This is a genomic window from Limnohabitans sp. JirII-29 (genome assembly GCF_003063395.1).
Taxonomy (GTDB): Bacteria; Pseudomonadota; Gammaproteobacteria; order Burkholderiales; family Burkholderiaceae_C; genus Limnohabitans.
Genome location: NZ_NESB01000011.1, coordinates 1 through 13,657, shown reverse-complemented (window position 1 = coordinate 13,657; position 13,657 = coordinate 1). Strand labels below are relative to the sequence as shown.

Annotated in this window: 12 protein-coding genes; 6 read left to right on the top strand and 6 right to left on the bottom strand. The window is 57.3% G+C overall.

Going from position 1 to position 13,657, the window contains the following annotated elements; all coding sequences use genetic code 11:
• Positions 1-63: 63 nt before the first annotated feature.
• Entirely contained in the window at positions 64-2,154 is a 2,091-nt protein-coding gene (locus B9Z39_RS14820; RefSeq protein WP_158269512.1) for a TonB-dependent receptor, read from the bottom strand.
• Positions 2,155-2,297: 143 nt separating this feature from the next.
• On the opposite strand from B9Z39_RS14820, the gene B9Z39_RS14815 reads away from it, so the two are divergent.
• From B9Z39_RS14815 to B9Z39_RS14800, 4 genes are read left to right on the top strand one after another with little or no spacing between them, the layout of a single operon-like run.
• Positions 2,298-3,362 carry an alpha/beta fold hydrolase gene (locus tag B9Z39_RS14815; RefSeq protein ID WP_108302240.1) on the top strand — a complete coding sequence of 355 codons (1,065 nt, stop codon included), beginning with the start codon at positions 2,298-2,300 and terminating at the stop codon, positions 3,360-3,362.
• A 24-nt stretch (positions 3,363-3,386) separates the two neighbouring features.
• Positions 3,387-5,576, top strand: coding sequence for a SulP family inorganic anion transporter (locus tag B9Z39_RS14810; protein WP_108302239.1), 2,190 nt, complete (start codon positions 3,387-3,389; stop codon positions 5,574-5,576).
• 27 nt (positions 5,577-5,603) lie between these two features.
• Positions 5,604-6,104, top strand: coding sequence for a (2Fe-2S)-binding protein (locus B9Z39_RS14805; RefSeq protein ID WP_108302238.1), 501 nt, complete (start codon positions 5,604-5,606; stop codon positions 6,102-6,104).
• An 11-nt stretch (positions 6,105-6,115) separates the two neighbouring features.
• Positions 6,116-8,326: a molybdopterin cofactor-binding domain-containing protein gene (locus tag B9Z39_RS14800; protein ID WP_108302237.1), complete on the top strand. Its 2,211-nt coding sequence runs from the start codon at positions 6,116-6,118 to the stop codon at positions 8,324-8,326.
• Between the two features lie 61 nt (positions 8,327-8,387).
• Here B9Z39_RS14800 and soxA read toward each other — a convergent pair whose 3' ends face one another.
• Genes soxA through B9Z39_RS14775 form a run of 5 tightly spaced genes read right to left on the bottom strand, consistent with a single transcriptional unit; the run spans position 8,388 to position 11,262 of the window.
• Positions 8,388-9,161, bottom strand: a complete 774-nt coding sequence (gene soxA / locus B9Z39_RS14795) for a sulfur oxidation c-type cytochrome SoxA (RefSeq protein ID WP_108302236.1) — start codon at positions 9,159-9,161, stop codon at positions 8,388-8,390.
• Between the two features lie 7 nt (positions 9,162-9,168).
• Positions 9,169-9,507, bottom strand: coding sequence for a thiosulfate oxidation carrier complex protein SoxZ (locus B9Z39_RS14790; protein WP_108302235.1), 339 nt, complete (start codon positions 9,505-9,507; stop codon positions 9,169-9,171).
• 5 nt (positions 9,508-9,512) lie between these two features.
• The gene (locus B9Z39_RS14785; RefSeq protein WP_108302234.1) at positions 9,513-9,965 is read right to left on the bottom strand and encodes a thiosulfate oxidation carrier protein SoxY; all 453 of its coding nucleotides are present in this window, start codon (positions 9,963-9,965) and stop codon (positions 9,513-9,515) included.
• Between the two features lie 11 nt (positions 9,966-9,976).
• Positions 9,977-10,381 carry a sulfur oxidation c-type cytochrome SoxX gene (gene soxX / locus B9Z39_RS14780; protein ID WP_108302233.1) on the bottom strand — a complete coding sequence of 135 codons (405 nt, stop codon included), beginning with the start codon at positions 10,379-10,381 and terminating at the stop codon, positions 9,977-9,979.
• A complete protein-coding gene (locus tag B9Z39_RS14775) occupies positions 10,378-11,262 on the bottom strand; it encodes a DMT family transporter (protein ID WP_108302232.1) in 885 nt (294 codons plus the stop codon). Before B9Z39_RS14775 ends, soxX begins: the two co-directional genes overlap by 4 nt.
• Positions 11,263-11,437: 175 nt before the next feature.
• Between B9Z39_RS14775 and B9Z39_RS14770 the strand changes: the two genes are divergently transcribed.
• Together B9Z39_RS14770 and B9Z39_RS14765 are read left to right on the top strand one after the other, a co-directional pair.
• On the top strand, positions 11,438-12,205 hold the full coding sequence (locus tag B9Z39_RS14770) for a helix-turn-helix transcriptional regulator (protein WP_100147854.1): 768 nt from the start codon (positions 11,438-11,440) through the stop codon (positions 12,203-12,205).
• A gap of 301 nt (positions 12,206-12,506) precedes the next feature.
• Complete coding sequence (locus B9Z39_RS14765) at positions 12,507-13,448, top strand: hypothetical protein (RefSeq protein ID WP_108302231.1); 942 nt, start codon at positions 12,507-12,509, stop codon at positions 13,446-13,448.
• Positions 13,449-13,657: the final 209 nt, after the last annotated feature.

Here is a 13,657-nt window from a genome sequence, read left to right as displayed (position 1 = left end):
CCCCAAGGCCGAGTCGCAAAGGCGATTCGTGGTCTCTTTGTATGGGTAATTGCCAGCTGAGCGTCAGAGAGGGAGTCGGCTTTGCACGCCCAGCACCCACGACCGCGGCAGCCCGGGTTCGAAGTACTGGCTGCTGGCTTGGTTGACGATGACCGAGCCCACCGTGCTGCGGTTGCTCAGGTTGTCGATGCCCACAAACGCTTCTATCTGCGCGGTGCCCACCGCGTAGCGCTGACGCACGCGTGCGTTGAACACACCAAACCCTGCGGCACGGGCGGTGTTGTTGTCGTCGGCCCACAGCTGTGAACGCGCCATCCAATCCAGGGTGACCTCCGTGCCCAAGGCTGGTTTGCGCGCTGTGCCACTGAAACCCAGCTGCGACCATTGCAGCGAGCTAAACAGTTGTCGTTGCGGGATGCCAGGCAGTTGGCTGCCCGCCACGACCGTGTTGAAGCCTTGCGTGTAGCTGGCATTCATGAGCGTGGCAGAAGCCAGACCGCGCCAGTGTGGGTTGATGCGCTGACGCCAAGACAGTTCAAACCCGTCGCGCAAGGTTTGACTGGCGTTGGTGTACGCAGTTTTGCCGCCAGCAGACAGCGACGACACAATTTCGTTGTCGGTGGTGATGCGAAACCACGCGGCATCTAAGCGCGTGTCCACGGAGGGGGCCCACTTGCTGCCCACTTCCAGGTGCTGGCTGCGTGCGGCCAGCAAGTTGGGGTTGAACAAACCGACCACGGTGCTGCCGCTTTTGGTGTAAGCCGCTTCTGACAGCGTGGGTGTTTCAAAGCCCTTGCCTTGGTTGATGTAGAGGTTGAGGCTGTCGCTGGCATGCCAAGTCAGGCCCAGGATCGGGTTGGTGGCGGTGTAGGTGACGGCACCCGAACCGTCGCGGCCATCGCTGAGGTAGTCGTCACGGCTTTTGAGTTCGACATGGCTATGGCGCACACCGGTGACCACCGTCCAGCGCTCGCCCAAGTGCCAATTGACTTGGCCAAAGTAGTCCTGGTTGTCAGCCTCGTTCATTTCGTTGCGCGTGGCCGAGCCGGTTTGGCTGCCGAAGGCGGTGTTGCCGCCTTGGCGCTGTTCGCCGGAATGGTCTTTGTCCAAGCCCACCACCCAGTCGATGCGCGTGTCAGCCAGCACACGGCCTTTGCCATTGAGTTGTACCCCCAGCCCATCAAAGTGACGGTTCAAGCCCACCCACGTGCCCGCGTTGGGTATGGTGCTGGAGGCTTGGTATTGCAGGTTGTCGCGCATGCCGCTGTAGACGCGGGCTTGCAAGCGCAGATCGCTGTCGATGCGGTGCTCCAGCACGCCGCCCACTTGCTCTTGTTTCACCGTTTTACGCGCACCATTGCTGACGGCGTTGGTACCTGCGATGTCGGGTGTGCTGAGCTGCGCCGCAGTGAGCCCCAGCGGGTCTTTGGCGTACGGCATGTCGAACACGTTGACGATGAGCTTGAGGCGGGTGTCTGGCTTGGCGTCGAGCGTGATCACGCTGTTGAGCTGCTGGCGCCGAGCGTCGCTGTTGGCGCGGTAGCCGCTGATGCCGAACGTGCTGTAGTCGGCGACGATGCCGACCTGACCCAGGCGGTCACTCATTTGCCAGTCGGTGCGCGTCATGCCAAACGAGCCGATGAACAGCTGGTTTTGCAGCTCAGGCCCTGTGCCTGCTTCGCGGGTGAAGGTTTGAATCACGCCCCCCGAGGCGTTGCCGTACAGCTGAGCCAGCGGACCGGTTAGCACTTCGACGCGTTCGGTCGAGGTGAGGCTGACGGTGGAGGCTTGGCCCTGGCCATCAGGGATGGTGGCCGGTATGCCATCGGTGATGAGGCGAATGCCGCGCAAACCAAACGCAGCGCGTGCGCCAAAACCCCGGATTGAAATTTGCACATCTTGCGCGTAGTTGTTGCGGTTCAAGGCCACCACGCCGGGCACACGGTTGAGGACGTCTGACAGGTTGACCTGTGGACCGCTGCTGCGCAGGGTGTCGGCGTCGATGGTGTGGACCGATGCGGGGGCGTCGAACTGCTTTTGCGCCAGACGCCCGCTTTGCACCGTGACCTCGGGCAAGGTCTCGGTGGCAATTTGAGCCAGCACAGGCCCAGACACGGCGCACAAGGCGCTGGCAGCAAGCAGTCGGTTCAGCACACGCAACTTTCTAAATAAAACACAGGATGGTGGCGGATCTTAGGTGGCAGTTGCCCCGCATCAGTTGCATGGGCGACACCCGTCTGGCGGTAAATCAGTAGAGTGCCGCATGACCCCTGAAGCCTCAGGGTTGGAGCGTTGAGATGACATCTTTTTTGAAAACTCTGTTGGCGCTGTTCGGACTGTTGGGCGCTTGCATGGGGCATGCACAAAACTACCCTGCACCGCAGACGGGTGTGTGGGTGGCCAAAGATTTTCGCTTTCACACGGGCGAAGTGATGCCTGAGTTGCGTCTGGCGTACACCACGGTGGGCAATCCCCGTGGTGAACCGGTGGTGTTGCTGCATGGCACCACCAGCGCAGGGGGGAGTTTTCTGTCGCCCGATTTGGGCGGCGAGTTGTTTGGCCCAGGGCAAGCCTTGGACGCTCAAAAGTACTTCATCATCTTGCCCGATGCTCTGGGGGCCGGGCGTTCCGGCAAGCCCTCGGACGGTTTGCGCACGCAATTTCCGCGCTACAACTACGACGACATGGTGGCGGCGCAACACCGCTTGCTGACCGAAGGCTTAGGGCTGCGGCATGTGCGCATGATTCTGGGCAACTCCATGGGGGGCATGCACACCTGGGTGTGGGGCATCACGCACCCAGACTTCATGGACGTGTTGGTGCCCATGGCGTCTACGCCCAACCAAATGTCAGGTCGCAACTGGATGATGCGTCGCTTCATCATTGACTCCATCCGACAAGACCCGGCGTGGATGAATGGCCAATACACCAGCCAACCACCGAGCCTGCAATTTGCCAATGTGTTTTTTGCCACCGCGACCAGTGGGGGTGACCAAGGGCTGTACCGCAAAGCACCCACACGCGAACAAGCGGATCGCTTGTTGGACCAGAGCTTGAAAGCGCCGTCTACGGCCGATGCCAACAACCACCTGTACCTGTGGGAGGCCTCGCGCGACTACAACCCCAACCCCCATCTTGAAAAGATCAAGGCCACGGTGTTGGCCATCAACTCGGCTGACGACGAGCGCAACCCACCCAGTTTGGGCCTGATGGAAAAAGCTTTGCAGCGTATGCCTACAGCGCGCTTGTTTTTAATTCCAGCTTCCGAGCAAACCTCCGGCCATGGCACCACGGGTCAAGCCAAGTGGTGGAAAGAAGCGGTGTCCAGTGTGCTGGCCACAGCCCCGGTTCGCGGGAAATAACAGGCGCAGTGCTAGGCTAAGTGGATGAATAAAAATTTATCGGGCGATATCTGGGGTGGCTTTGCCGCCATGTTGGTGGCCTTGCCCTCGGCGATTGCGTTTGGCGTGACCATCTTCTCGCCCTTGGGGGCTGAGTTTGGTGCCAAAGGCGCATTGGCTGGCATGTTGGGCGTGGCGGCTTTGGGGCTGGTGGCCGCCTTGTTTGGTGGTACGCAGCGTTTGATATCGGCCCCTTGCGCGCCTGCGGCAGCGGTGCTGTCGGCGCTCACCATTCAAATGACACAGCAAGGCAGTGGTGTGGCCGTGGTGGTGATGACCTTGTTTTTGGTGGCCTTGCTCAGCAGCCTGGTGCAAATTGCATTCGGCTTGTTGCGCATTGGCGAGCTCATCAAGTTCATGCCGTTTCCCGTGGTCAGTGGCTACTTGAGTGGGGTGGGCTTGATCATTGTGATGAGCCAACTGCCCAAATGGCTGGCCTTGCCCAAAGGCGTGACCTGGTGGCAAGGCCTGCTGGCCCCTGAGCTGTGGCAAATGCCCAGCTTGGTGATTGGTGTCGTCACGGCTGGAATGATGTTGCTCGCGCCGCGTTTGTCGACTCGGGTGCCTGCGGTCATTCAAGGCTTGCTGGCGGGCATGGCCACGTATTGGTTGTTGGCTTTGACGGCATGGCCTGAGTTGCGTGCGCTGCATGACAACCCCTTGATCATTGGGCCCTTGGCCGTGGGCGGTGAAGGCCTGCTGGACACCCTCACGGGCCCTTGGAAGAGCTTGTCTGAATCGGGCTTGCCGCGCTGGGAGCACATTGTGTTTCCGGCCATGACGCTGGCGGTGCTGTTGTCGATCGACACGCTCAAGACCTGCGTGGTGCTGGACGCGTTGACGGGCTCGCGCCACAACTCGAACCAAGAGCTGATTGGGCAGGGCTTGGGCAATTTGGCCTCGGCATTGATTGGTGGGGCTCCCGGCGCTGGCACCATGGGGGCCACTTTGGTGAACAAGGCCAGTGGCGGTTCGACGTATTTGTCAGGCGTGTTTCAAGGGCTGTGGTCGTTGCTGGCCATTGTGTTGCTGACCTCGTTGATTGCCTGGGTCCCGGTGGCGGCTTTGGCTGCCTTGTTGATCGTCATTGGCTTCAAGATGATCGATTGGCATTCGTTCCAATTGGTGCGTTCACAAGACACGGTGCTGGATTTCTTGGTGATTGTGTTGGTGGTGATCGTGGCCAACACCGTGAGTTTGATCGCTGCGTCCGGTGTGGGTGTTGCGCTGGCCATTTTGTTGTTCTTGCGTGAGCAGATTCACACCACCACGATTCGTCGCAAGAGTTTTGGCAACAAGGTGTTTTCGTCTCGCGTGCGCAACCAGCACGAGTTGCAAGTGTTGGCCGAGAAGGGGCAACAGACGGTGATTTTCGAATTGCAAGGCAGCTTGTTTTTTGGCACCACCGACCAGCTCTATAGCGCGATTGAGCCTGAACTCAACAGCGCTCACTTTGTATTGCTCGACTTTTTGCGCGTGCAGTCGATGGACATGACGGCGGGTCACATGATTGAGCGCATTCGCAACATGCTGGCCGAAAAGCATGCACGACTGGTCCTCACACGGGTGCCAGAGCGTTTGCCCAACGGGCGTGACTTGCGCTCGTATGTTGACCACATTGGTCTGTTGTCCGACAACACTGCCAAAATTTTTGATGAATTCGACGAGGCGCTGGAGTGGATTGAAGACGAAACCCTCAAACAGGCAGGCCACGAGCATGTGTCCGGTGAAGGTTTGCCATTGGGTAAGTTTGAAATTTTCCACGGCCTCAATGACACGGAGTTGGCTGCGTTGGAGGCTTGCCAGGTGGTGCGTACTTACGCTGCCGGCGATGTGGTGTTTGCCGCAGACACGGTGGGCCATGAGCTGATGCTGATCAGCCGTGGTGAAGTCAAAGTCAGTCTGCCGATGGCAGATGGCAAAACCATCCACTTGGCCACGTTCAGCCGGGGGCAGTTTTTTGGCGAGATGTCGTTTTTGGATGGACGTGCCCACTCAGCCGATGTGCAGGCCACCCGAGAGACGGAGTTGATTGCCATCGACCGTCGTGCCTTTGCCAAGGTGGCGGTGGGCGACCCGGTGATGAGCATCAGTGTCATGCGAGCAGTCGCACTCGCCATTGCCGACCGATTGCGACATGCCAATGCAGAATTGCGCGAAATGCGCCAAACTTAAACCATTCAAATCACAAGGAGACAAAGCATGAAACTGAATGTCAATGGAACCGTCCGCACGGTAGATGCCGAACCGCAAATGCCGCTGTTATGGGCGCTGCGCGAAGTGCTCGGCTTGACCGGCACCAAATATGGCTGTGGTGTGGCGCAGTGCGGGGCCTGCACCGTGCATCTCAATGGCGAACCGGCACGCTCATGTTCTATTCCTGTCTCGGCTGTGGGGGAGATGAAAGTCATCACCATCGAAGGCTTGTCGAAAAACGCCACCCATGCGGTGCAGAAAGCCTGGGCCGAGTTGGATGTACCGCAGTGCGGTTATTGCCAGTCGGGCCAGGTGATGGCGGCCGCTGCTTTGCTGGCGCGCAAACCCAAACCCACCGATGCCGACATTGACGAAGCCATGAGCAATATTTGCCGCTGCGGCACTTACCAGCGCATCCGTGATGCCATCCATGTGGCCGCAGGCCAAATGAAACTCGGTGACGTGTTGGCGTCGTACGAGTCGGTTGACATCAACGCACAAGCTTGAGGAGACACACCATGACACACACCTCAACACCCAACACCTCATTCACTACATCACGCCGCCACTTTTTGGTCAGCTCTGCCGCCGTGGGCAGTGGCTTGGCTCTAGGCCTGAGCTTTGCACCCAATGTCATGGCACAGGCTGCCTACACCACGCTCACGCCCAATGAGATCAACATCTGGGTGGTGGTCAAACCCGATGACTCGGTGGTGATTCGCATTGCCCGTTCCGAAATGGGCCAAGGCACACGCACGGGCTTGGCCCAATTGGTGGCCGAAGAGCTCGATTGCGACTGGTCCAAAGTCACCACCGAAATGCCCACCCCTGGACAAAGCCTGGCACGCAAGCGTGCTTGGGGCGACATGTCGACCGGGGGCAGCCGAGGCATTCGCACCTCACACGACTACGTGCGTCGCGGCGGTGCTGCGGCACGCCTGATGCTGATGCAAGCTGCGGCCAACCGATGGAATGTGCCAGTGGCCGAAGTGATGGCCAAAGAAGGCGTGATCACCCACGCCATTTCAGGGCGCACCCTGAGCTACGGCAAAGTGGCGGACGACGCCGCGAAGTTGACCGCACCCGACCCCAAAAACATCGTCTTGAAAAAGCCCAGCCAATGGCGCATTGCGGGCAAGTCGATGCGTCGTCTGGACACTGCCGACAAGGTGGATGGTCGCAAGACTTTCAGCATTGACTTGCAATTGCCTGGCATGCTCAACGCGGCGGTGATGCAAAGCCCGGTGTTTGGTGGCAAGTTGGTGAGCTACGACGACAGCAAGATTGCCAAGATGCGTGGTGTCAAAGGTGTGGTCAAGATCAACGACAGCACCCTGGCTGTGGTGGCTGACACTTTCTGGCGTGCCAAGACAGCCTTGGCTGAATTGCCTGTGGTGTGGGATGACGGCGTGAACGGCAACACGTCAAGCGCCACCATCGACGCCATGCTGCGTGAAGGCCTGACGGCCAATGGCGACTTCTGGCAACGCAAAGAGGGCGATGCGCCAGCGGCCATTGCGCAAGCCGCCAAAAAAGTGGAAGCCACATACACCAGCCCGTTTCTGGCCCACGCCACGATGGAGCCGATGAACTGCACGGTGCGCATCACCGGTAACCGTGCCGAGGCCTGGGTGCCCACGCAAAGCGCCGAAGGCTCGTTGGCCGCGTTGGCCGAAGCCACTGGTTTTCCGCTGGCGCAGTGTGATGTGTACAAGATGGACTTGGGCGGCGGCCTAGGCCGACGTGGCGGCCACCAAGAGTATGTCGACCAAGCGGCACAGGTGGCGAAGAAGTTTCCGGGCAAACCCATCAAGCTGGTGTGGAGCCGTGAAGAAGACATGACGCACGACTTTTACCGCCCGATCTCGATGGCCAAGATGTCGGCAGGTATCGACGACAAAGGCAATATGACCGCGTTCCATGTGCGCGTGTCGGGCCAATCGCTCAACGCCTTGTTGTCGCCCATGTCGATCAAGAACAACAAAGACACGCGCCAGCTGCAGGGGTTTTGGGAGGAGCCAGGCGATGCCCAGCTGGGCTACACCTTCCCCAATTTGTTGACCGAGTACGTGATGCGCAACACCCATGTGCCGGTGGGCCCATGGCGTGGTGTGAACACCAACCAAAACGGCATTTACATGGAGTGCTTCATTGAAGAGTGCGCACGCGCTGCGGGCAAGGACTCGCTGGAGTTTCGCCGTGCTTTGATGAAGAACCACCCCAAGCATTTGGGCGTTCTCAACGCAGCAGCAGAAGCGGGCGATTGGGGCAAGCCTCTGCCACCGGGCGTGTTTCGTGGCATTGCGCAATTCATGGGTTACGCCAGCTACTCGGCGGCCACGGCTGAGGTGTCTGTGTCACCCAAGGGCGAGGTCAAGATTCACCGCATGGTGTTTGCCTTGAACTCGGGCCATGTGGTCAACCCGGCGCAAGTGCGCGCCCAAATTGAGGGCTCGGTGGTCATGGGCTTGTCGGGTGTGTTCTTGGGTGAAAACACGGTGGAGAAAGGACGCATGAAAGAGCGCAACTTTGACACTTACCCCTTGATGCGCTTGAAAGAAACGCCCAAGGTGGAAACCGTGTTGGTGCCTACCGGCGACTTCTGGGGTGGTGTGGGTGAGCCCACCATCTGCGTGGTGGGCCCTGCGGTGCTCAACGCGATTTATGCCGCCACAGGCAAACCACAGCGCGACTTGCCATTGCGCAAGCACGGGTTGACCTTGGTTTAAACGCTTTGGTTCAGAAGGCCCAACCGTTTACGGTTGGGCTTTTTCTTTTGGGCTAGGCCGATCAGCGCCGTATCGACGGACCATCCAAGGGCATGCCATCGGCGCGCACCTTGAGGTAGAGCTCCAACTGCCGCAAGGCTGGGCTGCCCGATGGGGGCAGTGTGGCTTGCACACCTGAGTAACACGCACGCAAGCGGCGGTCGATGGTGCCCAGGTTTTGCCAATTCAAACGGTAGACAGGAAAGCCGCTGGGGTGGCCCGGACTCACCACCTCGGCCCGCAAGGCTGCACCCACTTTGCCATCGTGACAATGCACACATGCCAGGTTGAGCCGCCCCAAGCGTGTGGCGTAAATCTGTGCGCCTTGCGCGAGTTCGGCTTGCCAGCGTTGTTGACCCGCTGCATCGGCAGGCGCTTGTACGTGCATGGCTTGGCCTTTGCCGATGCTGTGCAACAAGGCGCTGAGCGACAGGGTGTCGTCGTCTTCCACCCCTTTGGGGCTTTGGCCTGCACGCTGGCGACACAGGTTGATTTGGTCTTCCAGGTTGACGAGACGTGTCTGGCCATTGCGTGTGACCAGGCGAGGGTGTTGTGCGGCTGAGGTGTGCAAAGTGTCTGGGTTGTTGTGGCAACTTTGACAGCCGTTGCGCCACAAGGTTTGGCCTTTTTCAACCCACAGCGTGACCGGGTTGGCATCGGCGTCTTGCTGCATGGCTTGCAGCTGTGGCGTTAAAAACTGGTTGCCGCTGAGCAGGGCTTGTGCATTCACCAGCAGAGGCAGCCCCAAAGCTGCCAGCAGCCCTAGCGCACGTTGCCAGCGGGTGTCAACTTGCATATCGTGTTCAGCGGTAGACCAAGGGGCGACGCAGTTGGCCGGTGCGGCCTTTGTCGTCGGTCCAACTCACCACCATGTCGCCCGCTTGTGGGGGCAAGGTGCATGAAAAGAAGAACATCGGGTTGGCCGCCATGCCGGTGCCCAACTCGGCTTCAAAAACCAGCGCATCGCCCACATGCACTTTGACGAATTGCAGAATGTCTTTGGCCACTTGCTGTCCTGAGCTGTCGTGGCGAAAACCGGTTTCCATCACGTGCCCGAGCAACAAGCGCACCTCGACTTCGGCGTTGGGGCGCACAGGGCCAGCCAGCGACAAGCGAACAGGAAGCTCAAGGGTTTGCGCCATGGGGTTCAAGTCTCGTCAAAACATGCCGTAGCGGTGACCACCGTTTGGGTGGCACGACCCAAGGTGCTGCCATCGTTGAGATGTGCCAACACCCAGACCTCTTGGCTCATGGCCAGACGAATGCGGGTGTTGAATTTGAAGCGTGTTTGGCCCTGCCCCAGCGCGAGTTGCAAGATGACGCGGTTGGGGTTTTCTGGGGCGATGATGTCAAAGCCCACCAGTTGTTTGCCTGCCGGGGCCTGCAACGTGAATTGCAACGGAATGGCGTTGCTGTTGTCGGCCAGCGGCGGCAGGGTGACTTCAATGCCCGTGGCTGACAAGCCGCGGGCTTGCAACTCGGCTTGTGAATTGGTTTCTGTGGCTGCTCGTGCATAAGGTGTGCTGAGCACACCCGCAGCAACTGCCCCCAAACTTGCCAGGCAAGTGCGGCGGGCCAGCGTTGTGTGTGTGGGCAACATGGTTGCGCACTCTAGCGCAAAGTGGCCAAGGCTGCTGTCACCTTGTCTATCTCTTCTGGCGTGAGCATCGGGCGTGCCGGGTTGGCTTGTGTGGTGCCTTCTAGGGTGCCGAACGGAGGCATGAGGGTGTTGGGTTTGAGCAGGCGAGCGTCCATCACCCATTGGCGCAGTTGCGTGGCGTTGTAACGGGTGGCCACACCATCGAGCGAGGGGCCAAAGTCACCTTGCTTGCCGGCAGCACCGTCAATGCCTTTGGCGTCGCGCAGCACGCTCACTTGGTGGCAAGTGACGCAGTTGCCTTGCTGGCGGTTGGCCATGATGCGCAAACCTTGTTCGGCATCGCTCAAAGTTTGTGCTGTACCTGTGCTGGCCCACAGGCACAGCAGCATGGCTAGGCGCAAGTGTGTGCCACTCATCGCTTACGCAGCCCCAAAAAGATCACGGTGCCTACCACCACCAAACCACCCACCACCTGAACTGGCGCAATGGCCTGGCCCAGCAGCACCCAAGCCAACACCAAGGCAAAGATGGGCTCCACGTTCATGATGGCCGAATTGCCCACCACGCCCAAACGTGGCAACACGGTGAACATGATGGTGAAGGCCGTGCCATACAAAAACGTCAAGCCCGCCAAGCCCCACCAACCGGCTTCAGCCGTTGGCATGTGAAAACCACCTTGCGTAGCCACCGCGCTTAAGCCCAGCACCAACACACAGCTCATGGTGCTGAAGGTGCGCACACGGCCATCCACACCAGTGGTTTCGTGTTGGGTGAGCACCAGTGCCAACCCAAATGTGGCCGCAGCGGCCAGGGCAAACGCCAAGCCAATGCCGATCAATGACCATTGCGCTTGTGCGCCCAACCCTGAGGCGGCACCAAACACATCCAATGCCAAGGCCAAGCCAAGCAACATCACAGGCATGGCGCGCAGCATGACCGCTTCAGGACGATGGCGGTAAATCAAAAAAGCCCACAAGGTGGTCCACAACGGGTAGGTGTTGAACGCAAGTAACGCCAGCGCCACCGGGATGCGTGCCACAGAGGAATAAATGCACAAGCTCTGTACACCCACCAACACCCCTACGCCTAACAAGGCGCGCTTGTTTTGCCGCGTGAGAGAGATCTGCACTTTTTGTTGCCAGATGAGCAGCGCCAACACCAAGGCGGTGACACCGCTGCGCATGGTGACGGCGGTGGCTACATCGACACCGTTTTGAAATGCAAAGCGTGCGGCGACGTGGTTGGAGCCCATCATGAAGGCGATGAGAAGCAGGGTGGAGAAGGCTGATAAGGACACGTGATGACTTGGTGTGGGCTGAGAGTTAAGCGGTGCAGTTTGGCGCTGAGTTTTGCATAAAAGGGAGCAGGTTCTTACTTAAAAATTAATTTACTCACACCTTTGTTTTCAACTTGTTGGGTAAATTGATTGGCGACCTACACGCACCCGTGCATTTATCTAAGTAACGCCATCTATGTCTCGAATTTTCCTTTTTGATTCTTTGCGCGCCCATCTCAAGGCAAGGGGACTCACATATCGGCAACTTGCTGATGGCCTGGGTATTTCGGAGCCCACTATCAAGCGCATCTTTGCCAGCAGCGATTGCTCGATCGAGCGGTTGGATGAAATTTGTGAGTTTTTACAAATCGAGTTGAAGGACTTGATCAAACGAACGCCCAAAAAACGGCAACTGATAGAGCAACTGACGGAGCGACAAGAGGAGGAATTGGCAGCCAACAAAAAGCTGCTGATGGTTGCTGTGTGTGTGATGAGCTTGTGGCCGGTCAAAGACATGTTGTCGCATCTAACGCTGTCGCGATTGGAATGCACCAGCTTGTTGAACCGCCTCGATGAGATTGGTTTTATTGAGATGCAACCCAAGCATCAATACCGTTTGTTGGTGGCCAAAGATTTTTCATGGATCGTGGGCGGTCCCATCATGCGGCTGATCAAAACCGTGTCGAATGACTTCTTCGACCACCGTTTTGAAGCACCGGGCGAGGTGCTCAAAATCATCAACGTGCGTGTCTCGCCTGCTGTGCGCGAGTCGTTGAAGGCGCGCCTTGAGCGTATTGCACAAGAGTATGCCGACCAAGTTGTCGTTGACTCACACCTTCCTTTGGATGAGCGTCCACCGCTCTCTATTTGTATTGCTGTACGCACATGGGTCCCTGAATTTCTACGCGATTTGATGCGCCTTGAAGCAGACGCAAAGACCCTAGAGAGCGCTGAAAAAACATAAAAGTATCAAAAACACACTGTTTGCGTTCGTATTTTGATACTTCCAACAGAGCGCTTGCAAGACATTATTTTTTTGATCAAACTTCAGTGAGGTTAATCACAAAGTAGTCAAAAAAATGGATATGAAAAGTTATCTAGTCCTGAAATGCAACATAACTTGCGCTGGTCAAGCATTGTTGAAACGAGTGATTTTGAGGTGTTGCCGAGAACACGGTAGGCCATCTGAATTTCAAGGAAATGGCGAAACTGGAATTTCAATGCGTGGACATCTCAACGCATTGCCAGCTTGAAAGTCAGAAATCATGCACAAACTTATTTTTATGCATCATTTGGAGGCCGTGCAAGCTTGGGCACATACGTCAGGCGTACATGTGCATCTGGCCTCTGGCAATTTGACTTTGACTTTGTCACGAGGAGGTCAGCATTGGCTCTTGGTGCCTCGTTTCGTACAGCAAACGGGCGGAAAACTTAGCTATACACACCTGCGCCAAAAAGATACCACCTTCGTCGGTTGGGTCATGCCCGACACACCCAAAATCAATTTGGCACAAGACAGAAAGATTTTTAAAAAATTTGCAACCGATGCCGGGTTGCTTGTGCCATCAGATTGGAGTTCGGGAACAAACATAGGCGCAGATTTCGTCATTAAAAACAGAAAGAGTTCTTTGGGGGGCTCAATCAAAGGGCCATTCAAGACAAGCACTCCACCCCTCTCCTTGGCCGATGGGGAGTTTTATGAGCAGTTTGTGGTGGGACAACCCATGAGAGCCTGGTTTTGGTCTGACCAGGTGGTTGCGCTAGAGGTTGTTGATCAGCCTTACCTCTTGGGCGATGGCGTACGTACGGTGGCAGCACTTCTTCAACCCCGTGGATCGATAGATGTCCCCCTTCCGATCAAACAAGCCGAAGCCTATTTGAATTGGCAAGGGTTAGGCGTGAACACTGTATTGGCGGATCAGCAAAAAGCTTATTTGAGTTTTTCACACAGCAGCTCTTTCCACACCCCAAAAATTGTTGATGTCAACGTTTTGGGTAAGACGCATGAGAGTGTGCGCGCTCAGCTCACAAGAGCAGCTAAGCAAGTGATGCATCGGCTTTCATCTGTACATCAAAAAGATGTTTTGTACACCCTGGATGGTGTCTTAGATGCCAGAGCACGCATTTGGTTTTTGGAAATCAGCAACCACCCCATGGTACATCCCAGTGTTTATCCACACATGTTGAATTCATTGATTCTCAAATGAAGTGACCTTTTAATTTTCTTATTGAAGGATAGCCGTGTGATACATGAACTTGAACTCCTACAGTTGTATGCAAATTTGCACCGTGAGCGTCCGGTCTTCCCACCTATTTTGTGGGCGAGTGTTCACACGGTCGGACTTGCGGGCTTCCAGCAGTGCGGAAGTAACTCTTCGATGCGGGCATTTGGGTGGCTGTGGATGCGAGCCAACAC

Bases quoted from the DNA above. Each gene is read 5' to 3' on its own strand.
- B9Z39_RS14810 (WP_108302239.1), top strand. From the start codon at position 3,387: ATGAATAAAAATTTATCGGGCGATATCTGGGGTGGCTTTGCCGCCATG.
- B9Z39_RS14790 (WP_108302235.1), bottom strand. From the start codon at position 9,507: ATGGCGCAAACCCTTGAGCTTCCTGTTCGCTTGTCGCTGGCTGGCCCT.
- B9Z39_RS14765 (WP_108302231.1), top strand. From the start codon at position 12,507: ATGCACAAACTTATTTTTATGCATCATTTGGAGGCCGTGCAAGCTTGG.
- B9Z39_RS14815 (WP_108302240.1), top strand. From the start codon at position 2,298: ATGACATCTTTTTTGAAAACTCTGTTGGCGCTGTTCGGACTGTTGGGC.
- B9Z39_RS14805 (WP_108302238.1), top strand. From the start codon at position 5,604: ATGAAACTGAATGTCAATGGAACCGTCCGCACGGTAGATGCCGAACCG.
- B9Z39_RS14770 (WP_100147854.1), top strand. From the start codon at position 11,438: ATGTCTCGAATTTTCCTTTTTGATTCTTTGCGCGCCCATCTCAAGGCA.
- soxA (WP_108302236.1), bottom strand. From the start codon at position 9,161: ATGCAAGTTGACACCCGCTGGCAACGTGCGCTAGGGCTGCTGGCAGCT.
- B9Z39_RS14800 (WP_108302237.1), top strand. From the start codon at position 6,116: ATGACACACACCTCAACACCCAACACCTCATTCACTACATCACGCCGC.
- B9Z39_RS14785 (WP_108302234.1), bottom strand. From the start codon at position 9,965: ATGTTGCCCACACACACAACGCTGGCCCGCCGCACTTGCCTGGCAAGT.
- soxX (WP_108302233.1), bottom strand. From the start codon at position 10,381: ATGAGTGGCACACACTTGCGCCTAGCCATGCTGCTGTGCCTGTGGGCC.